This is a genomic window from Stutzerimonas sp. FeSN7, from assembly GCF_030263795.1.
In the GTDB taxonomy this organism is placed as follows: domain Bacteria; phylum Pseudomonadota; class Gammaproteobacteria; order Pseudomonadales; family Pseudomonadaceae; genus Stutzerimonas; species Stutzerimonas stutzeri.
In genome coordinates, this window is the sequence record NZ_JARPMN010000002.1 from 32,293 (window position 1) to 50,690 (window position 18,398).

At 64.8% G+C, this 18,398-nt stretch carries 17 protein-coding genes, 1 tRNA gene and 1 riboswitch; of the genes, 4 read left to right on the forward strand and 14 right to left on the reverse strand.

Going from position 1 to position 18,398, the window contains the following annotated elements; all coding sequences use genetic code 11:
• Positions 1 to 87: 87 nt before the first annotated feature.
• From madL to P5703_RS23020, 4 genes are all read left to right on the forward strand, one after another.
• Positions 88 to 519, forward strand: coding sequence for a malonate transporter subunit MadL (gene madL, locus P5703_RS23005; protein ID WP_111481504.1), 432 nt, complete (start codon positions 88 to 90; stop codon positions 517 to 519).
• A 5-nt stretch (positions 520 to 524) separates the two neighbouring features.
• A complete protein-coding gene (madM, locus tag P5703_RS23010; protein ID WP_020308811.1) occupies positions 525 to 1,289 on the forward strand; it encodes a malonate transporter subunit MadM in 765 nt (254 codons plus the stop codon).
• Positions 1,290 to 1,369: 80 nt separating this feature from the next.
• Entirely contained in the window at positions 1,370 to 3,292 is a 1,923-nt protein-coding gene (locus tag P5703_RS23015) for a methyl-accepting chemotaxis protein (protein ID WP_111481503.1), read from the forward strand.
• Positions 3,293 to 3,432: 140 nt separating this feature from the next.
• A riboswitch (glycine riboswitch) is annotated at positions 3,433 to 3,521 on the forward strand.
• Positions 3,522 to 3,679: 158 nt separating this feature from the next.
• Complete coding sequence (locus P5703_RS23020; RefSeq protein ID WP_011915112.1) at positions 3,680 to 4,939, forward strand: D-amino acid dehydrogenase; 1,260 nt, start codon at positions 3,680 to 3,682, stop codon at positions 4,937 to 4,939.
• 116 nt (positions 4,940 to 5,055) lie between these two features.
• Here P5703_RS23020 and P5703_RS23025 read toward each other — a convergent pair whose 3' ends face one another.
• From P5703_RS23025 to P5703_RS23090, 14 genes are all read right to left on the reverse strand, one after another.
• A complete protein-coding gene (locus P5703_RS23025) occupies positions 5,056 to 6,003 on the reverse strand; it encodes a LysR family transcriptional regulator (RefSeq protein ID WP_011915111.1) in 948 nt (315 codons plus the stop codon).
• 80 nt (positions 6,004 to 6,083) lie between these two features.
• Complete coding sequence (locus tag P5703_RS23030; RefSeq protein WP_013984451.1) at positions 6,084 to 6,290, reverse strand: hypothetical protein; 207 nt, start codon at positions 6,288 to 6,290, stop codon at positions 6,084 to 6,086.
• A gap of 180 nt (positions 6,291 to 6,470) precedes the next feature.
• Positions 6,471 to 7,373, reverse strand: coding sequence for a D-hexose-6-phosphate mutarotase (locus P5703_RS23035; protein ID WP_264886931.1), 903 nt, complete (start codon positions 7,371 to 7,373; stop codon positions 6,471 to 6,473).
• Positions 7,374 to 7,473: 100 nt separating this feature from the next.
• Positions 7,474 to 8,163: an ABC transporter permease gene (locus P5703_RS23040; protein ID WP_011915108.1), complete on the reverse strand. Its 690-nt coding sequence runs from the start codon at positions 8,161 to 8,163 to the stop codon at positions 7,474 to 7,476.
• Positions 8,160 to 8,855 carry an ABC transporter permease gene (locus P5703_RS23045; protein ID WP_011915107.1) on the reverse strand — a complete coding sequence of 232 codons (696 nt, stop codon included), beginning with the start codon at positions 8,853 to 8,855 and terminating at the stop codon, positions 8,160 to 8,162. Before P5703_RS23045 ends, P5703_RS23040 begins: the two co-directional genes overlap by 4 nt.
• Before the next feature lie 64 nt (positions 8,856 to 8,919).
• Positions 8,920 to 9,675 carry an ABC transporter substrate-binding protein gene (locus P5703_RS23050; protein WP_011915106.1) on the reverse strand — a complete coding sequence of 252 codons (756 nt, stop codon included), beginning with the start codon at positions 9,673 to 9,675 and terminating at the stop codon, positions 8,920 to 8,922.
• 14 nt (positions 9,676 to 9,689) lie between these two features.
• On the reverse strand, positions 9,690 to 10,463 hold the full coding sequence (locus P5703_RS23055; RefSeq protein ID WP_003281313.1) for an ABC transporter ATP-binding protein: 774 nt from the start codon (positions 10,461 to 10,463) through the stop codon (positions 9,690 to 9,692).
• A 239-nt stretch (positions 10,464 to 10,702) separates the two neighbouring features.
• A complete protein-coding gene (locus P5703_RS23060) occupies positions 10,703 to 12,757 on the reverse strand; it encodes a BCCT family transporter (protein WP_011915104.1) in 2,055 nt (684 codons plus the stop codon).
• Positions 12,758 to 12,911: 154 nt separating this feature from the next.
• Entirely contained in the window at positions 12,912 to 13,655 is a 744-nt protein-coding gene (locus P5703_RS23065; protein WP_011915103.1) for a substrate-binding periplasmic protein, read from the reverse strand.
• A gap of 186 nt (positions 13,656 to 13,841) precedes the next feature.
• Entirely contained in the window at positions 13,842 to 14,324 is a 483-nt protein-coding gene (locus P5703_RS23070) for a thermonuclease family protein (RefSeq protein ID WP_041755844.1), read from the reverse strand.
• Positions 14,325 to 14,549: 225 nt separating this feature from the next.
• Positions 14,550 to 14,625 (reverse strand) — tRNA-Phe (locus P5703_RS23075).
• Between the two features lie 92 nt (positions 14,626 to 14,717).
• On the reverse strand, positions 14,718 to 14,990 hold the full coding sequence (locus P5703_RS23080) for an oxidative damage protection protein (protein WP_011915101.1): 273 nt from the start codon (positions 14,988 to 14,990) through the stop codon (positions 14,718 to 14,720).
• On the reverse strand, positions 14,987 to 16,054 hold the full coding sequence (mutY, locus tag P5703_RS23085) for an A/G-specific adenine glycosylase (RefSeq protein WP_197861069.1): 1,068 nt from the start codon (positions 16,052 to 16,054) through the stop codon (positions 14,987 to 14,989). The genes P5703_RS23080 and mutY overlap by 4 nt, the downstream gene beginning before the upstream one ends.
• Entirely contained in the window at positions 16,051 to 18,273 is a 2,223-nt protein-coding gene (locus P5703_RS23090) for an AsmA family protein (RefSeq protein WP_285590432.1), read from the reverse strand. The genes mutY and P5703_RS23090 overlap by 4 nt, the downstream gene beginning before the upstream one ends.
• Positions 18,274 to 18,398: the final 125 nt, after the last annotated feature.

Sequence of the window (18,398 nt, forward strand, 5' to 3'; positions counted from 1 at the left end):
CCGGCTGATCGATGGATAAAAACAACTACCTCGACAACACGCGCTCAGCCCTCTGCAAGCTGCAGCGCAACCAAAAGGACAAGAACAATGATCATCTTTGGTGTGGCCTTTCTGGCCTTGTGTACCCTCACCGGCATCTTTGTCGGTGAGCTGCTCGGCAAGGCGATCGGCGTGCCGGCCAACGTCGGCGGCGTGGGTATCGCCATGGTGCTGCTGATCCTCATCGGCAGCTATCTGAAAAAACGCGGTCTGTTCAATCCGGAGTCCGAGCAGGGCATCAAGTTCTGGAGCGCCGTGTACATCCCGATCGTGGTCGCCATGGCCGCGCAGCAGAACGTTTACGGCGCCCTGGCTGGTGGCCCGATGGCGATCCTCGCCGGCGTCGCCGCGGTTGCGCTGGCCTTCGCCCTGGTGCCGGTACTGGACCGGATCGGCCGAAAAAAGCTTGAGGCCGCCCCGTCCGATCCGAGCGATCCGGTGGATCAAGCCAAGCCGCTCACCAGCAGCGCACGGGGGTAACGGCCATGTACGAATCCCTCATGAAAGTGATCACCGGCTATGGCCTGATCAGCGGCTTCGCCATCATCGGCGCGACCATGTGGATCTCCTACTGGCTGTCGGACAAGCTCACCAAGGGCCGTCTGCATGGCTCGGCGGTGGCGATCCTGATCGGCCTCCTGCTGTCGTACATCGGCGGCGTGGTCACCGGCGGGCAGAAAGGCCTGGTGGATATCGCCCTGTTCTCCGGCATCGGCCTGCTCGGCGGCGCCATGCTGCGTGATTTCGCCATCGTCGCCACCGGCTTCGGCGTCAGCGTGGAAGAGCTCAAGCGGGCCGGGATGGTCGGCGTGCTCGCGCTGTTCATCGGCGTGCTCGCCTCGTTCGTGGCAGGCGTGGCGGTGGCCATGGCGTTCGGCTACACCGATGCGGTCAGCCTGACCACCATCGGCACGGGCGCTGTGACCTACATCGTCGGGCCGGTCACCGGGGCGGCGATCGGCGCCAGCTCGGAAGTGATGGCGCTGTCGATCGCGGCGGGGCTGGTCAAGGCGATCGTGGTGATGGTCGCCACGCCCTTCGTCGCGCCTTACATCGGGCTGAACAACCCGCGCTCGGCGGTGATCTTCGGCGGCCTGATCGGCACTTCCAGCGGCGTGGCCGGCGGCCTGGCGGCCACCGATCCGAAGCTGGTGCCCTACGGCTGCCTGACCGCGGCGTTCTACACCGCACTGGGCTGCCTGCTCGGGCCATCACTGCTGTTCTTCGTCATGCGCGGGCTGCTCGGCTGAGCCGTTCCCGTCGTCACTTGCCGTCATCCGCAACGCGCCCCCATCGGGGCGCGCTTGCGTTCATCAAGGAAGGTCGAAAGATGAACACTCTCAAGGTCAGCCACAAACTGGCCCTCGGCTTCGCCGCCGTTCTGGCGCTGACCCTGGCCGTCGCCCTGATCGGCAGTTACGGCATGGACGCGCTGATCTCCCGCAGCGACAGGGCGCAGAGTGCGGCCCGCCTGCTGGATGAGGCCAACCGGATTCGCTACGCGCAGGTCAGTTTCGAAACCCGCGGCGATCCGCTGCATGTCGAAGCGGTGGAGCAGTCGGTCGCGCGCATCGTCGAACTGGTGCAGCAGCAGAAGGGGGAATTCAGCGATCCACAGGATCTGCAGCGCCTGCAGGCGATCGCCGCCGACGTGCAGCATTACCGCCAGCGCTTCCTCGATCTGGCGGCGCTCTGGGAGCGCAAGGTGAAGACCCGCAGCAGCTGGGTCGAAGCCGGCAACACCTCGGATGCGCTGATCGCCGCGCTGGAGGCACGCTGGGCCGGCACACCGGACGCGCCGGTCCTGCATGAGGATACTCGTAGCGCAGCCATCGGCCTGCAGGCCGGAGAAGTCTCCAAGCACAACCGCATGGTGCGCTTCATGGTGCGCGGCTATCTGATGACCGAGACCGAGCAGTCGCTGCAGCAATTGCAGCAACAGTTCAGCACGTTGCAGGCGGCGGTCGACAGGCTCGATGCCCAGCTGGCCGGCTCACCCGGCGTGGACCTGCAGCCGTTGCGTGACTCGGTGGCGACCTACATCCGCCAGTTCGGCCAGCTGCCGCCCATCGTCGCCGCTCAGGTGCAGGCGCGTCAGGAGATGCAGGAAATCTTCGACAGCATCTACCGCAACACCAATGAAATCGTGCAGTCGCAGACCGAGCGACGCAGCGCCGAAGCCGGCGAGAAGAAGGCCCTGCTGCTTGCCATCACGCTGCTGGCGATAGCCCTGGGGCTGGTCATCAGCTGGCTGATCGTGCGTCAGCTGACGCAACCGCTGGCGCAGGCGGTACGCATTGCCGAGCGCATCGGCGCAGGCGATATGACCGAGCAGCCGCGGCAGCCGCGCAGCGACGAGTTCGGTCAGCTGCTCGATGCGCTGGAGCGCACCCGCGGCAGCCTGCGCGACCTGATCGGCCGGATCAGCGCCATCACCGGCCAGCTGGCCAGTGCGGCGCAAGAGCTGTCCACGGTGACCGAGCAGACCAGCGCCGGTATCCAGAGCCAGCGCTTGGGGACTGATCAGGTCGCCACTGCCATGCACGAGATGGCAGCGACCGTGCAGGAGGTGGCGCGCAACGCCGACGAGGCCTCCAGTGCCGCCCAGCACGCCGACCGCCAGGCGGCTCAGGGCGACATTGTGGTGCAACGGGCGTTGGCGCAGATCGACCGGCTGTCCTCCCAGGTGGGCCTGTCTGCCGAAGCCATGGCCCAGCTGAACCGCGAGACCGCAGGGATCAGCACGGTGCTCACGGTGATCAATGGCATCGCCGAACAGACCAACCTGCTGGCACTGAACGCGGCCATCGAGGCGGCCCGTGCTGGTGATGCCGGGCGTGGTTTCGCCGTGGTCGCCGACGAGGTGCGCAGCCTGGCGCAGCGTACCCAGCAGTCCACGGCGCAGATCGAGGAGCTGATCGGCAACCTGCAGAAGGGTGCGCTGCATGCCTCGTCGCTGATGGACAGCAGCCGCGGGCTGGCCGACGAGACGGTCAGCCTGGCGCGGGATGTCGGCGAGGAGCTGCAGGCCATCACCCGCACCATCTCCACCATCCAGGCGATGAACCTGCAGATCGCTACCGCGTCGGAGGAGCAGAGTTCGGTGGCCGAGGACATCAACCGCAGCGTGCTCAGCGTGCGCGATGTGGCTGACCAGTCGGCCGCCGCTGCCCAGCAGACCGCGGCCTCGACCGTGCAGCTGGCCCGTCTGGGCGGCGAGCTGCAGGCCCTGGCGGCGCGCTTCCGGGTCTGAGGGCGCGGCGCGACCGCTCGGCATTCTCGTCGCGAGCGGACTGGCGGCCGGCATTCGGGGGGTTACAGCGGCGCTTTTTTCTGGCAGGGTGTCACCTGCGATGCGCGACCATTTGCCACAGTTGGCCAGTGGCGCGCATCGATGGGCTAGCGGGAGAGACTGCCGTCAGGGCAGCGCCGAAGGAGCAACCGCCCCGGAAACTCTCAGGCAAAAGGACCGCTACCACCGCTGAAACTCTGAAGAGCCGCCCGGTTTTCGTCGCCGGGCGCACCGAAGGAGCAAGCGAGCCGTCATGCGCTCGTGAATCTCTCAGGTCCAGAACAGAGGGGGCGCCCGCCGCGCGTTGGGCGCACGGGCTATGACCCCTCGACGTTCTGGAGCGCAACAATGAAAACAATCGCAGTCATCGGTGGCGGCATCACCGGCGTCACCACCGCCTATGCCCTGGCCAAGCGCGGCTTCTCGGTCACCCTGCTGGAAAAGCACCGCTACGCGGCCATGGAGACCTCGTTCGCCAATGGCGGCCAGCTGTCGGCGTCCAATGCCGAGGTCTGGAACCACTGGTCGACGATCGTCAAGGGCCTCAAGTGGATGCTCAAGAGCGACGCGCCGCTGCTGGTCAACCCCAAGCCCAGCTGGCACAAGCTCTCCTGGTTCGCCGAGTTCATCGGCTCGATCCCCAACTACCGCAAGAACACGGTCGAGACCGCTCGGCTGGCCATCGCCGCGCGCGAGCATCTGTTCGCCTGGGCCGAAGCCGAAGGCATCGACTTCGACCTGAAGAAGAAAGGCATCCTGCACATCTACCGCGACAAGGCCGGCTTCGATCATGCCGCTGAGGTTTCGCGCCTGCTCGCCGAAGGCGGCCTGCCGCGGCGCAGCGTGACGCCCGAGGAGATGCGCGCCATCGAGCCAACCCTGGCTGGCAGCTACTACGGCGGCTACTACACCGAATGCGACTCCACCGGTGATATCCACAAGTTCACCCACGGCCTGGCCACCGCCATCGAGCGGCTTGGCGTGCGCTGCCGCTACGGTGCCGACGTGAAGTCGGTGGCCAGCGACGGCAAACGTGCCAGCGTGATCCTCGCTGGCGTTGGCGGTGACGAGCGGCTGGAGTTCGACGGCCTGGTGGTTTGCGCCGGCACCGCCAGCCGTGCATTGGCAGCCCAGCTCGGCGACCGGGTGAACATCTACCCGGTCAAGGGCTACTCGATCACCGTCAACCTGACCGACGAGGTCAGCCGCGCCTCGGCTCCGACCGTCAGCCTGCTGGACGACGAAACCAAGCTGGTCAGCAGCCGCCTGGGCGACGACCGCTTCCGCGTCGCCGGAACCGCCGAGTTCAACGGCTACAACCGTGACATCCGCGCCGATCGCATCCGCCCGCTGGTGGAGTGGGTCAACCAGTGCTTCCCCGGCGTCAACACCCGCAGCGTGGTGCCCTGGGCCGGCCTGCGCCCGATGATGCCGAACATGATGCCCAAGGTCGGCCGCGGCAGCTCGCCCTGCGTGTTCTACAACACCGGCCATGGGCACCTGGGCTGGACGCTGAGCGCGATTACCGCGGATATGGTTGGCGACGTGGTGGCGCAAAGCCTGGGCCGGCCGGCTCCGGTGGCATCCGGGCAGACAGCCGTCGCCTAGTCATGCAGTCGTAGGGTGGAAGACGGCGAAGCCTCTTCCACCACTGCGGCGCCGATCATGCCGATCCGGCTGGCCATATGCCAACACGTGGAAAACCGCTGCGCGGGTTTTCCACCCTACGTCGTTTCAGGCTTGGCATCCTCGTTCTGCTCCAGCGCGCGCCGGGCATACATCCGGCATTCGGCGAGCAGCGCCAGCAGGTTCGGGTCGCGCTCCTTGGCCTTTAGAAACACCACGCCGATGTGCTGCTGCAGGTGATAGCGCGCCTGCAGCGGTATCAATCGCACCCGCGATTCGTAGACCATGCCCACCCGCCCCGGCAGCAGCGCGTAACCGACCCCGGAATTGACCATGCTGAGCAGCGTGAAGATGTCGTTCACCTGCATCGCCACCTTCGGCTCGAAACCCGCTAGCTGGAACACCCGGTTGCCGTCCTGATGGGTGGCGAAGCCTTGGGACAGGGTGATGAAAGTGGCGTCACGCAGATCGCTGAGATCCACTTCGCTCTGGTTGGCGAACGGCGAGTCGGCTGGCGCGGCGAGGAAAATGTCGTCGGAAAACAGCTGCACCTGGGCACAGTCCGGGTCGGCGACGCTCTCGTTGAGTGACACCAGAATGGCGTCCAGCTCCATGTTCTTCAGCTTGTAGAGCAGGTCGACGTTGGAGCCCAGGATCAGGTCGATGTTGAGCTCGCTGCGGCGCAGCTTCAGGCCCATGATCAGCTGCGGCACGGTCTTCACCGTCAGCGAGTAGAGCGCACCGAGCTTGAAGCGCTCGGCCGAGAAACCGGCCGCTTCGCGGGTACGCCGCACCGTCTCGAGCACGTCCTTGACCAGCTGCTGGGCACGCTCTTCGAGTACATAGGCACTTTCCAGCGGAATCAGGTTGCGCCCCTCGTGCTTGAACAGCGGGCATCGCAACGCGCTTTCAAGCGAGTGGATGGCGCGATGCACGCTGACGTTGCTGGTGTTCAGCTCGACCGCGGCCTTGCCCAGATTGCCGCTGCGCATGAAGGCCAGAAACACTTCCAGCTTCTTCAGGGTCAGCTCTTCGTCGATCTGCATGGCCGTTGCTCCGCGGTCGGGCAGACGATTATGCCGAACTCGTACTCAGGCGGGGCGCGAAAGCGGAGCAGTGCAGGCGATCAGGGCAGGGCGAGTTCTTCGTCTTCCGGAATCTCGTCCGTGACGTACACGCGTGCGTGTTCGCTCTGGGCGTCCTCGATACGCAAGCCGAAATAGGTTTCGTCATTGGCATCCCAGAACGCCTCGACCTGCTCAAGCGAGGCCTGCTCCAGCAGGACCTGCCCGGAGTGTTCGAGGATGATGGAATAGCGGCGATTGGCGGGCATGTGAGTGACTCTGATCATCGAAAGGCTGCAGGCGCAGCTGTGATGTCATTTTGTCACTTCAGCGGGCTTAATCCGCGCCCGTTCATCGGCCGCCAGCGTTTGGCTGCCGAACGGTTACCCCGCACATCCGTTCGCGGAGTCAGCTCCTAGACAGCTAGTACTGCATGACTAAGCGACTCTTCAGCGCGCGGGGATTGCGGTGACGGATACGCCCAACAGGTGCTGCTGGCCCGGCTGCAAGACCACGGCGTCGTCCAGCACGTTGGCTGTCTCGATGCAGGCCATGCGCTGCCAGGCGTCGTCGGCGAAGCTGGACAGGCGCTTGGCCTTGTCGATCCAGGGGTTCCACAGCACCGCTGATCGCGAGCCTCGGGTGGTCAGCTGGATGCTGCGTTTCCATGCCGGGTCGACGAGCCTCAACGTTGTCGGGAGCTGCAAGTAGATGCGGTCGGTTTCGCCGTTGAACGCCAGGTCTCCGTTCTGCTGCTGGCGCTGCTGCCAATCCAGCAGCGTATCGATGTAGGCGCAGCCGGCCAGGCCTTCGACGCGAACCTGATGGATGTCGCCGACGGCGAAGTAGCTGTGCAGGGCCTGGCTGATGGTGACTGCCTGCGTGCTAACGTTGCGGCTGCTGAGGCTGAGCTCCAGCTCGTCGGCCAGGCGGATCTGCAGTGTCAGTTCGACCCGGTGAGGCCAGCCCGGCAGTGCGCCGAGCGCCTGCGGGCAGTGGAACTCGAGAATCGCCGTATCGCCTTCGCCGCGCTGCTCCCGCAATTGCCAGGGCAGGGCGCGCACCAGGCCGTGGAAGGGCGCGGGTTGCTCGCCGTGGTAGCTCGCCTGGACCTCTTGTGGGTTGCGCGCCAGATCGCCGAACCATGGCCAGCACACGGGTACGCCACCGCGTACCGATTGGCCCTGTTCGAAGGCGGCATCCTCGCTGAGCCAGATGATCGGCGGCGCATCGCCCTGGCGATAGCTGAGGATCTGCGCGCCCTGTTCGGCGATCAGCAGTTCGTCCTCACCGCGGCGTACTCGCCAGCAGGCGAGCTGGTTCATTTCGATGCGTTGGATATCGACAGGCATGGGGAATCTCGTAAGGGTTCGGGATCTGAGTCTGACCGCAGAGTAAAGGCGGGATTCAGAAAGGGTCACTGCCTCCTTGCGCAAGGAGGCAGTGCGGGAATCAGCGTCCCTGGCAGGCGTCGACCCGCAGCCAGCGCTCCAGCAGTTTGAAGCCCTGCATCAGCACGAAGGCGATCAGCAGATAGATCAGGCCGGCGGTGAGGAACATTTCCTCGTGCAGGTAGGTGCGGGCGGCGATCTTGCGCGCCATGCCGGTCAGTTCCAGCAGGGTGATGGTGCTGGCCAGCGCGCTGGCCTTGAGCATCAGGATCACCTCGTTGCTGTAGGCCGGCAGGCCGATGCGCGTAGCGCGCGGCAGGATGATGTGCAGCAGTGCCTGGCTGCGCGACATGCCCAGCGCGCGGGCGGCTTCGACTTCGCCATGGGGCACGTTCTGGATCGCGCCGCGGATGATCTCGGCGATGTAGGCCGCGGTGTGCAGCGTCATGGTGATGATCGCGCACCAGTAGGGGTCACGCAGGTACGGCCAGAGCGCGCTTTGGCGCACGATGTCGAACTGCGCCATGCCGTAGTACACGAGAAACAGCTGGACCAGCAACGGCGTGCCGCGGAAGAAGAAGATGTAGCCGTAAGGCAATGCCCGCACCGCCAGGTGCCGGGAAGAACGGGCAATGCCCAGCGGTACGGCGAGGATCAGTCCGGTGATGACCGACACGCCGACCAGTTGCAGGGTCAGCCAGGCGCCGTCGATGAAGCTCGGCAGCCATTTGATGAAGATTTCCCAGGTCATGCTGCGCTCCGCACGAAGCCGCGGCCGGCACGTTTTTCGAGGAAGTGCATGCCGATCATGGCAACGATGGTCAGGCACAGGTAAATGAAGGCCGCCACCAGGAAGAAGGTGAAGGGTTCCTTACTGGCGGTCACCGCGATCTGCGAGCGGCGCATGATCTCCTCGAGACCGATCACCGAGACCAGCGCGGTGTCCTTCATCAGGATCATGAACAGGTTGCCGAGGCCCGGCAGGGCCAGGCGCCACATCTGCGGCAGGATCAGCCGCAGGAAGATACGGCGCTTGCCCAGGCCCAGCGCCAGGCCGGCTTCACGATGGCCCTTGGGAATGGCCAGCAGCGCACCGCGGAACACCTCGGTGGCATAGGCGCCAAAGCACAGGCCGAGGGCGATGGTGCCGGCGGCAAACGGGCTCAGGGCCAGGTTGGCGATGCCGAACAGTTCGCCAAGGCCGCGAATCAGGTTGATGGTGCCGAAATAGATCAGCAGCACCCAGAGCAATTCGGGTACGCCGCGCACGATGGTCGAGTAGGTGCCGCCGATCCAGCGCAGGGCGCTGTAAGGCGACGTCTTGGCCAGCGCGCCGAGCAGGCCGAGCACCAGCCCCAGCGCCAGGGAGGCGAGGGCCAGTTGGATGGTCATCCAGGTGCCGGCGAGCAGGGCCGGACCGAATCCGTGAAGGTCAGGAATCATAGAAGCTCAAACACCGAAGCCCGGTCGGCCAGAAGGCTGGCGACCGGGCTTCGGCTCGGTTGGATCAGTAAATGCTGAACGGGAAGTACTTGTCGTTGATCTGCTTGTAGGTGCCGTCAGCGATGATCTCCGCCAATGCCTTGTTCAGCCGCTCGCGCAGTTCATCGTTGCCCTTGCGCACGGCGATGGCGATCTTGTCGTCATCGAATACCGGCTCGCCCTTGAACTCGAAGTTCTTGCCGGCATCGCTCTTGAGCCATTCCCACTGCACGAAGGTGTCAGCCAGGATGCCGTCGACGCGACCGGAGGCCAGGTCCAGATAGGCGTTTTCCTGGGTGTCGTAGAGCTTGATGTCGACGACGCGATCCAGGTTGTCTTCCAGCCAGGTGCCGGCGATGGTCGCGCGCTGCGCACCGATCACTTTGCCTTTCAGGTAGCTCTCGTCGGTCTTGAAGTCGACGTTCTTCGGCGCCACGAACTGCAGCTTGTTGGTGTAGTAGTGGTCGGTGAAGTCGACGGCGTTCTTGCGCTCTTCGGTGACCGACATGGAGGCGGCGAGGAAGTCGAACTTGCCGGCGTTCAGCGCCGGAATGATGCCGTCCCAATCAGAGGTAACCACCTCGCACTCGACCTTCATCTTGGCGCACAGCGCGTGGGAGATATCCAGATCGAAGCCGACCACCTTGCCGCTGGCGTCGATCAGGTTGAAGGGTGGGTAGGCGCCTTCGGTACCAATCCGTAGTTTTTCCGCCGCGAATGCCTGGGTGCCGATGATCAGCGAGGCAGCAGCGGTCAGCAGGATCTTCTTATAGCTCTTCATGCGGTGTTGCTCCATTAGCGATGGCTGGACATGAATTGTTTACAGCGCGCCGATTGAGGATTGTCAAATACCTGCTCGGGCGTTCCCTGCTCCTCGACCAGACCCTGGTGGAGGAACACCACTTCGCTGGATACCTGCTTGGCGAAATTCATTTCGTGGGTGACGAGCAGCATAGTCCGGCCTTCCTCGGCGAGCGACCGGATCACCGCAAGCACTTCTTGTACCATTTCCGGGTCCAGCGCCGAGGTGGGCTCGTCAAACAGGATCACCTTGGGCTGCATCGCCAGCGTGCGGGCGATCGCCGCGCGCTGCTGCTGGCCACCGGAAAGCTGATTGGGGTAGACGTGGCGCTTGTCGGCGATGCCGACCTTGGCCAGCAGGGCTTCGGCCACCTCGGTGGCTTCGGCCTTACTCTGGCCCAGCACGCGGCGCGGCGCCTCGATGATGTTGTCGAGGATGGTCATGTGCGGCCAGAGGTTGAAGTTCTGGAACACGAAGCCCAGCTCGCTGCGAATCCGGTTGAGCTGCTTGCCGTCGGCGGCGACCAGGTCACCCTGCTTGTCGCGCTTGAGCTTGAGCTGCTCGCCGGCCACCAGGATCTCGCCCTCGTGGGGGTTTTCCAGAAGGTTGATGCAGCGCAGGAAGGTGGACTTGCCGGAGCCTGAAGAGCCGAGGATGGAAATCACATCGCCGTCACGGGCGGTCAGCGAGATGCCTTTGAGAACTTCCAGATCGCCGTAGCGCTTGTGCAGGTTGCGGATTTCCAGTGCAGGGATGGCCTCGGCCATGAAGGGTCCTCTTTCAGACCGGCGATGGCCGCCAGGGTCCGGATATTCTGTTGGTGCGCTCCGCGCGAACTGCTCGCCATCCTGGCGAGGCGCAAACCTAGCATGCACCGCGGCATGCGCCAAGCGCCGATAAAGCGAGGCGCACGGGCTGTGGGCATCGAAAAGCTGCCATCTGTCGTCAACCACCGTTTTCGCTGGCGGCTTCGTATCGTCTGCGCCGGGCCGCCGTCGACCGGCCCCTACTGCGGCGCGACCTTCGGCGGCTCCGATTCGTTACCAAGCATTTCGTCGTGTTCGTCCATCTTCCACGGCAGGCTGCCGGGCGAGATATGCAGGAAGTGCAGGTACTTCTCGAACTGATCGAGGATGTCGCTGATGATCTCTGCCTGGTCATAGCCATAAATGTCATAGGACTGCCCACCACGGCGCAGGAACACCTCGGCGCGGTAGTAGTGCTCGTCGCCGTCCGGGCTTTGTGGCTGGGCGAAAGCCGGCATGGCGTAGCTGATCAGGCGGATCTCGTAGACGAAGTCGAGCTGGTCGTCCTTGATCACCTCCAGATACAGGCGCGAATTGGCTTCGTCTACCTGGACCTCGGCCGGCCAGCCCTGCTCGGTCAGACCACGCTGCACGCGGCGCATGCCCTTGAGCACGGTACTGGCCATGAAACCTTCCACCTCCTCGCGGCTGGGAAAGGTGACCAGCCCGGCCAGGCGCTTCTTCCACACGCCCGGGCCGGCTGCTGCGCTCTGCCGGTTGGCGGTCTGCACGTGGGTCTGCAGGCTCAGCTGATGCCCCTCGATCACCAGCGCCCGCCACATGCCCAAGGCGATCAGCATCATCAGGATGCAGAACGGCAGGCCGGCAGCGATGGCCATGGTCTGCAGCGCGCTGAGGCCTCCGGCGAGCAGCAGCACGGAGGCCACCACGCCTTCGATCGTCGCCCAGAACACGCGCTGCCAGGTCGGCGTATGGATGGCGCCGCCGGCGGCGATGGAGTCGATTACCAGCGAGCCGGAGTCCGAGGAGGTGACGAAGAAGGTCACGATCAGCAGCACCGCGAGGATCGAGGTCAGTGTGGTCCAGGGCAATAGCTCGAACAGCTTGAACAGCGCCACCGCGTGGTCGGCCTGCACATCCTGGATCAGCGTGTTGTACCCCTCGACCATGATCAGGTGCAGGGCCGTGTCGCCGAACACCGAGAACCAGAAGAAGGTGAACATGGTCGGCACGATCATCACGCCGAAGACAAACTGGCGGATGGTCCGACCACGGCTGATCTTGGCGATGAACAAGCCGACGAAGGGCGACCAGGAGATGGTCCAGCCGAAGATGAACAGCGTCCAGTTGCCGATCCAGTCGCTGCGGCTGTAGGCCTGCAGGTTGAAGGTGCGCTCGACGATGTTGTTCAGGTAGCTGCCGGTGTTCTGCAGAAAGGTCTCCAGGATGAAGATGGTCGGGCCGACTGCGAGCACGAACAGCATCAGCACCGTGGCCAGCACGATGTTGAGCAGCGACAGGTTCTTCACCCCCTTGTCGAGCCCGGCGACCACCGAGGCGATGGCCATGCAGGTGATGATGGCGATGGTGATCACCTGCACCGTGATGTCCACTGGTACGTCCCACAGATAGTTCAGGCCGGCGTTGATCTGGGTGACCGACAGGCCGAGCGTGGTGGCGATGCCGAACAGCGTGCCGAGGATTACCAGCACGTCGACGAAATGGCCGATCGGCCCGTAAATGCGTTCGCCGATCAGCGGATACAGCGCCGAGCGCAGCGACAGCGGCAGACCATGGCGGAAGGCGAAATAGGCCAGCGCCAGGCCGACGATGCCGAAGATGCCCCAGATGTGAAAGCCCCAGTGGAAGAAGGCGATCTGCATGGCCTGCTTGGCGGCATCCACCGTCTCCGGCGCGCCGGCCGGTGGCGTCGAATAATGCAGCACCGGCTCGGCGACACCGAAGAACAGCAGGGCGATGCCGTAGCCGGCGGAGAACAGCATGGCGAACCAGGCAGGGAAACTGTACTGCGGCTCGGAGTGGTCCGGCCCGAGCTTGATGTTGCCCCATTTGGTCAGGGCGATGCCGACGATGAACACCAGGAAGAACGCCACCGACAGCATGTAGAACCAGCCGAAGGTGCGGGTGATGTATGCCAGCACCGAATCGAACAGCTCGCCGGCCAGTTCCGGATTGCTCGCCGTGCCGATCACCAGCAGCAGCGTGATCACCACCGCAGGAATGAACACGGGAAACAGAATGATGGCCTTGGGCAATTTCCTAGCGGCGTCCATGGGCGGTCAGCCTCCGTTTGAGCGGGTGATGAGCGGGATGTACGCGGCGAAACCTCCGGATTGCCCGAACGCTGCCTTCTGGGTAGACGGCCCGAAGCGCCGAATGATTCAGCGAAAAGATGCGATGGAAGGTCGATCGGGGCGGCCGTGGCCGCTAGAGGGCAGGCTGCAGCCCGTGTCGGCGCAGGATGCGCGCGATGCTGCCATCGGCGATCAGTGCCTCCAGGGCATCGTCGAAACGCTGGAAGCGTGTCTCGCTCACTGCCACGCGGGAAAGCCCGATGGCGTAGGAAACGCTTTGCAGCTCACCCGCTTCGTGGATATCCACCAGCCGCTCCTGCTCGATCAGGTGCCAGGCCACATCCTGGTTGACCACCGCCACGCCCTGTCCGCCAAAGCGTCCGGCCTGCAGCATGCGCATCAGGCGGCGGTTGTCCGACTCCAGAATCATCTGCACGTCGTCCACCTGGGCCAGATGTTCGCTCAATACGAACGAGGTACCGGATGGGCCGTACACCGCAACGGTGCGGCCAGCCAGGTCTTGTGCGCGATGAAACACGAAGCCGCTGGCGCCGCGTGCATACACGCCGTAGCGCGAGGTCGCCAACATGCGGGTGAGGTGGAAGGCGCGTTCGCGTTCCGGCGAGCGGATCACGGTGAAAATGCCGTCCACCTCACCCGCCTCGGCCAGGGCCAGCGCGCGGCGCCAGGGCAGCAGCTGGATCGGGCAGTCGATACCCATCCGCGCGCAGACGGCTTCGACGATCTCGACGAAGGGCCCGGCGGCCCTGTCGTTGTCAGTCTTATGCGTGGCTGCGTAGGTGAATGGCGGGAAGTCTTCGGTGACGAAGCGCAGCTGTTCGGCATGGCTGTCGCCGACTGCCAGGGCTAGCGCCATCCAGAGTGCAATTCGGCGTATGGCCATGGTCGAGGTTCCCGGCGCGGCGACAGCAGCAGGTGCGCTCCGTCCGTGAGCGTCAGGCTAGCGCGTCGGGCGCCACAGCGCGACCCCCGGTGACGGTGTCGCGGATCGAGCGGCCGGGGCGAGTCTGCGGGTTACGCCGGTTTGCGAGGTGCGGGTTGTCTAGCGCCTGGCGCTGCGCATTTCCTTGCGCCATTCCCATGGCGGTTGCTGTTCGGTCTTGTGCAACGCCCAGAGGCCCCGCTTGAACTCCCGGGCGACCGCCTCGAGATCGAGCAGGGCGCGGTCCTTCAGTTGAGCACGATATGCCCAGGCAGTGCCGGTTCGGACCATCTCGGCGTTGACGTCGGTGTCCCCGGCCCTGACGCGAGCCAGGGTTCGCCCCTGGTCGTCGCGACCCTGGACCGTGAGCTGAACGTTCTTGCCGAACACATAGCCGGAAAGTGCCTGACGGGCCTGGGCGCCATACGGCTGCTTGAGCTCCGGTGCATCGATCTCGGCCATCCGTACCCTGAGCCGATCGCCCTCGGCGGTACGGCAACTGAAGACGTTGCCATCGGCAATGCCGATCACCCGGCAGTCGGTTGTTTGCGCGGACGCGGGAAGGGCGGTGAGCAGCAGGGCGGCGAGTACACAGCGCAGCATGGGAGCGATCGCTTCGGTTGGGGCCGGCGAGGGTAACAGGCTGATCACCGGCCGAACCGGAGCCAGGTCTCAGATGGTCACGTTGGGCCCCGGCGGCAGCTGCGCGGAAGAATTCCATTGGCTGTGCAGCCGATTCGGCTGAATTGCAGGCAACAAAAAAAACCCGCACTAGGCGGGCTTCTTGTGGGCTTTCGGGTGATGCTGACACCACCTGAAAACGAAAGGTGGTGCCCAGGGACGGAATCGAACCGCCGACACGGGGATTTTCAATCCCCTGCTCTACCGACTGAGCTACCTGGGCAACGGGGCGCTATTAGACGGATTTGCCTTTTGCCTGTCAAGCGCGGCCCGGAAAATATTTAATCCGGACGGGCGCTTAGCGCAGCCGGGCGGTTATTCGCTGGGTGGCACGTAGCCTTCGGCCTTGGCGTAGTCCTCGCCGGAGAAGAACTTGTCCATCTCGCCCTGGAGAAACTTGCGGTCCTCGGCGTTCATCATGTTCAGGCGGCGCTCGTTGATCAGCATGGTCTGGTGTTTCTGCCAGTCGTCCCAGGCCTGCCTGGAGATGTTGTTGTAGATGTCCTCGCCTTTCTGGCCCGGAAACGGCGGGCGCTCGAGGCCGGGGAGTTCCTGGTTGTACTTGCGGCAGTTCACGGTGCGGGTCATGAGGTCTCTCCTGCATTCAATTCAGCGGCGGCGCGCTTGAGCAGTGTCTTTACCGGCGCGGCAAGGCCGAGGCGCGGCGGGGTGGCGAGGTTATACCAGAGCCAGTCCGCCTCGGCCACGGCGTCGGGCGCGGTCTTGACCCTGATCAGCCAGGGTTCGATGGCCAGCTGGAAATGGCTGAAGGTGTGGGTCAACCCTGGCAGTTCGCGACGGTCTTCCAGCTGCAGCGCATGCCGTTCGGCCAGAGGATCGAGGGCAGCGAGGTCGTCCAGTTCCGGCAGGCTCCAGAGCCCGCCCCAGAGCCCGCTCGACGGGCGACGGTAGAGCAGGATGGCGCCGTCGCGATTGGCCAGCAGCGGCATCAGCGTGCGCTTTTGCGGCAGCGCCTCGCGCGGCTTGGGTACCGGGAAGTCGGTTTCGCGCCCGAGCAGATGGGCGCGGCAGCCGTCCTTGAGCGGGCAGAGCAGGCAGCTCGGGCGGCTGCGCGTGCACAGCGTGGCGCCAAGGTCCATCATCGCCTGGGTGTAATGGTTGACCCGCTGCCGGGGGGTGAGGCGCTCGGCCACCTCCCACAGCTGGCGGGCCACGTTCGGCTCGCCGGGATAACCGTCCTGGGCAACGTAGCGGGCCAGCACGCGTTTGACGTTGCCGTCGAGAATCGGCGCGCGCAGACCCATGCTGATGCTGGCGATGGCGCCGGCGGTCGATCGGCCTATCCCGGGAAGCTCGGCGAGCTTGTCGACATCCGCGGGGAATATGCCGCCGTATTCGGTAACCACGCGCTTGGCGGTCTTGTGCAGATTGCGTGCGCGGCTGTAGTAGCCGAGGCCCGTCCAAAGATGCAGCACTTCATCTTCCTCGGCCGCGGCGAGCGCCTCGACGGTAGGCAGCGCTTCCATGAAGCGGTCGAAGTAGCCGAGCACGGTGCTGACCTGGGTCTGCTGCAGCATGATCTCCGACACCCAGACCCGGTACGGCGTGATGTTCTGCTGCCAGGGCAGGTCCTTGCGGCCGTGGCGGTCGAACCAGTCGAGGACCGCCGCGCCGAACTGCTCCGGGCTCATCGCTTGAACAGGCCCTTGAGGGCGTCCTTGAGTTCCGGGCTGACCTTGTCGCCGAGCTTCTCCTCGATCTTCTCGTTGAGCCTTTCGCCGGCCAGCCTGGCGGCGATCTTGCCGAGGGCGTCATTGTCGAAACGGCAGGCCTTGGCGCCCAGCTCCAGCGGGCCGCGACAGCGCAGGGGCCACTCGATGCCGACGTAGCGCTCGTTGACCTGACAGGCAGGGTCCGGCATGGCGCCCTTGTCGCCTTCGATGACTATGCCGACGCGATAGTCCATGCCCAGCACGCGCAGGTCGACATCGCCGTTGCCATTGACCGTCAGGCCGGGGATGCTGGCCTTGAGGTCGGGGTTGCTGGCCAAGCCGTTGCGCAGGGTCAGGTTGCCCTTGAGTTCGCGGAAGGGGGTGTCCTTGCTGCGTGGCTCGCTGGACAGCGGCTTGCGGTTGAGCGTGGCGATGGCGCGGCAAAGCTGCTGCTCGAGGTTGGCATCGACCAGCACGCCGTTGTCGATGATGAAGCCGACCTTGCCGTTGAGGTTGTCGACCCAGGCCTTCTGGCTGTTGCCCTGGGTGCGCAGGTCGGCATCCAGGTTCAGCAGACCCTTGACCACCACCTCTTCGCCCTGGCTTTCCAGCAGGCGCTCGATTGGCACGCCGTTGAAGCGGTTCTGCAGCGTCAGCAGCGGCTGGGCCTGGCGCACGTCGAGGCTGGCGCTGCTGTCCAGGCGTCCGCCGTAGAGGCCGCCGCGCAGTTCCTGCAGGTTCAGCTGGCCGTTGCGGGCTCGGGCCTTGAGGTTGAAGCCCTCCAGTGGCAGTTGCATGGCGGTCAGGCTGCCGATGGCCAGGCTGACCTCGCTGTCGAGCTTGCGCAGCTGATCCAGCGGCAGCACCGAGGCCTCGCTCCAGGCCTGCTGGGTCGGTGCGTTGGGCAGCGGGGTGCTGCCGCTGCCGACCGCGGCGGCCTGGGTGTTCTTCACTTCGCTCTTGCGCGCGGCGCCGGCCGGCTCGTCCTTGCTTGGCGGCGGCAGGTAGCGGTCGAGATTCAGCCGATCACCCTTGAGATCGACGCGCAGCGCCTGGCGGGCGAAGTCGCTGATGGCGATGCGGCCGGTGAAGGTGCTGTCATCGAGCTTGAGGGTAAGTTCTTCCAGCGCCAGGCTGTTGGCCGTACCGCTCAGCCGGCTGACCAGCTCGGCCCTGTTCAGCGCATTGCCATCGGCCATGGCCGGCAGTTTCTGGCCGGTGCCCTGGAGGAACTCGCGCAGGTTGAACTGCGCGACCGTCAACGCGCCGCTGATCTTCGCTTCCTTGTCGAGATCACGCGCCTTCAGCTCACCCAGCCCGCGCAGCTGGTTGGCGGTGAACTTGAGGCTGTTCCATTCGGCGATCTGCGCGGCGAGATCGACCAGCAGCTGGCCCTGGGCGCTGAAGGTCAGCGTCTGCCCTTGCAGCGGTTCGCCGGAAGCCTCGCCGGACAGGCGCATGTCTTCGAACTGGTAACGCTTGAGCTGGTTGTCGAAGCGCAGTGCACCTTGCAGCTCGGTACGCGCGCGCATCACCGGCTGGTTGCTGCCGAAGAACGCGTTGAGCTTCACCGGGATCGAGCTGCCCTCGCGGATCGCGCCGGTCGTGAGCTCGATGCTTTCGGCGCTGTATTGCTGGCCGGTCTTGGCGTCGTGGTAGGTGACCCGTGCATCGCTGACGGTAAGACTGTCGATATCCAGCGTGAGCGGCTTGCGTGCAGGCGATGCCTCTTCGCGCTGTTCGGTTTGCGGCTCGGCAGCTTTCGGGGTTTCGCCAGCCTGTTCGCTGCGACCGGTCGGCTGGCCGACGCCTTCCCAGTTGCCGCGACCCTGTTCATCACGGCTGAGCGTCAGGTTCAGGCCGTTCACCTTGATATCGCTCATCTGCACTTCGCGGCTGAGCAGCGGCATCACCCGCACGGAGAGACCGAGCATGCGTAGATCGGCGAACGGTTGCGCGGGTGTCTGCGCACTGGCCAGGGTGGTCTCGTGCAGTTCCAGGCCGAGCCAGGGGAACAGGCTCCAGCCGATGTCGCCCTTGATGTCCAGTTCGACGCCGGCCTTGCTGCGTGCCAGGTCGCGGATCTCGTCCTTGTAGTCGTTGGGATCGAACAGGTGGGTCAGGGCGAAGCCTGCCGCCACCAGGATCAGCAACAGCCCGAGAAAGACCAGACCCAGGATTTTGCCGAGCGATTTCATGGACGAGTCCTTGTAGATGAGCGATCTGAAAGGTGCCGAGTATAGCCCCGTGCCTGCACTTGTCGGGAACGCGGTCGGCGTTGGAGTACCGTTGCGGGTGCGGGTTCCGCAGCTGGCCGCCGTAC

Coding starts and splice junctions, on each gene's coding strand:
- madL (WP_111481504.1), top strand. CDS start 88: ATGATCATCTTTGGTGTGGCCTTTCTGGCCTTGTGTACCCTCACCGGC.
- madM (WP_020308811.1), top strand. CDS start 525: ATGTACGAATCCCTCATGAAAGTGATCACCGGCTATGGCCTGATCAGC.
- P5703_RS23015 (WP_111481503.1), top strand. CDS start 1,370: ATGAACACTCTCAAGGTCAGCCACAAACTGGCCCTCGGCTTCGCCGCC.
- P5703_RS23020 (WP_011915112.1), top strand. CDS start 3,680: ATGAAAACAATCGCAGTCATCGGTGGCGGCATCACCGGCGTCACCACC.
- P5703_RS23025 (WP_011915111.1), bottom strand. CDS start 6,003: ATGCAGATCGACGAAGAGCTGACCCTGAAGAAGCTGGAAGTGTTTCTG.
- P5703_RS23030 (WP_013984451.1), bottom strand. CDS start 6,290: ATGCCCGCCAATCGCCGCTATTCCATCATCCTCGAACACTCCGGGCAG.
- P5703_RS23035 (WP_264886931.1), bottom strand. CDS start 7,373: ATGCCTGTCGATATCCAACGCATCGAAATGAACCAGCTCGCCTGCTGG.
- P5703_RS23040 (WP_011915108.1), bottom strand. CDS start 8,163: ATGACCTGGGAAATCTTCATCAAATGGCTGCCGAGCTTCATCGACGGC.
- P5703_RS23045 (WP_011915107.1), bottom strand. CDS start 8,855: ATGATTCCTGACCTTCACGGATTCGGTCCGGCCCTGCTCGCCGGCACC.
- P5703_RS23050 (WP_011915106.1), bottom strand. CDS start 9,675: ATGAAGAGCTATAAGAAGATCCTGCTGACCGCTGCTGCCTCGCTGATC.
- P5703_RS23055 (WP_003281313.1), bottom strand. CDS start 10,463: ATGGCCGAGGCCATCCCTGCACTGGAAATCCGCAACCTGCACAAGCGC.
- P5703_RS23060 (WP_011915104.1), bottom strand. CDS start 12,757: ATGGACGCCGCTAGGAAATTGCCCAAGGCCATCATTCTGTTTCCCGTG.
- P5703_RS23065 (WP_011915103.1), bottom strand. CDS start 13,655: ATGGCGCTAGCCCTGGCAGTCGGCGACAGCCATGCCGAACAGCTGCGC.
- P5703_RS23070 (WP_041755844.1), bottom strand. CDS start 14,324: ATGCTGCGCTGTGTACTCGCCGCCCTGCTGCTCACCGCCCTTCCCGCG.
- P5703_RS23080 (WP_011915101.1), bottom strand. CDS start 14,990: ATGACCCGCACCGTGAACTGCCGCAAGTACAACCAGGAACTCCCCGGC.
- mutY (WP_197861069.1), bottom strand. CDS start 16,054: ATGAGCCCGGAGCAGTTCGGCGCGGCGGTCCTCGACTGGTTCGACCGC.
- P5703_RS23090 (WP_285590432.1), bottom strand. CDS start 18,273: ATGAAATCGCTCGGCAAAATCCTGGGTCTGGTCTTTCTCGGGCTGTTG.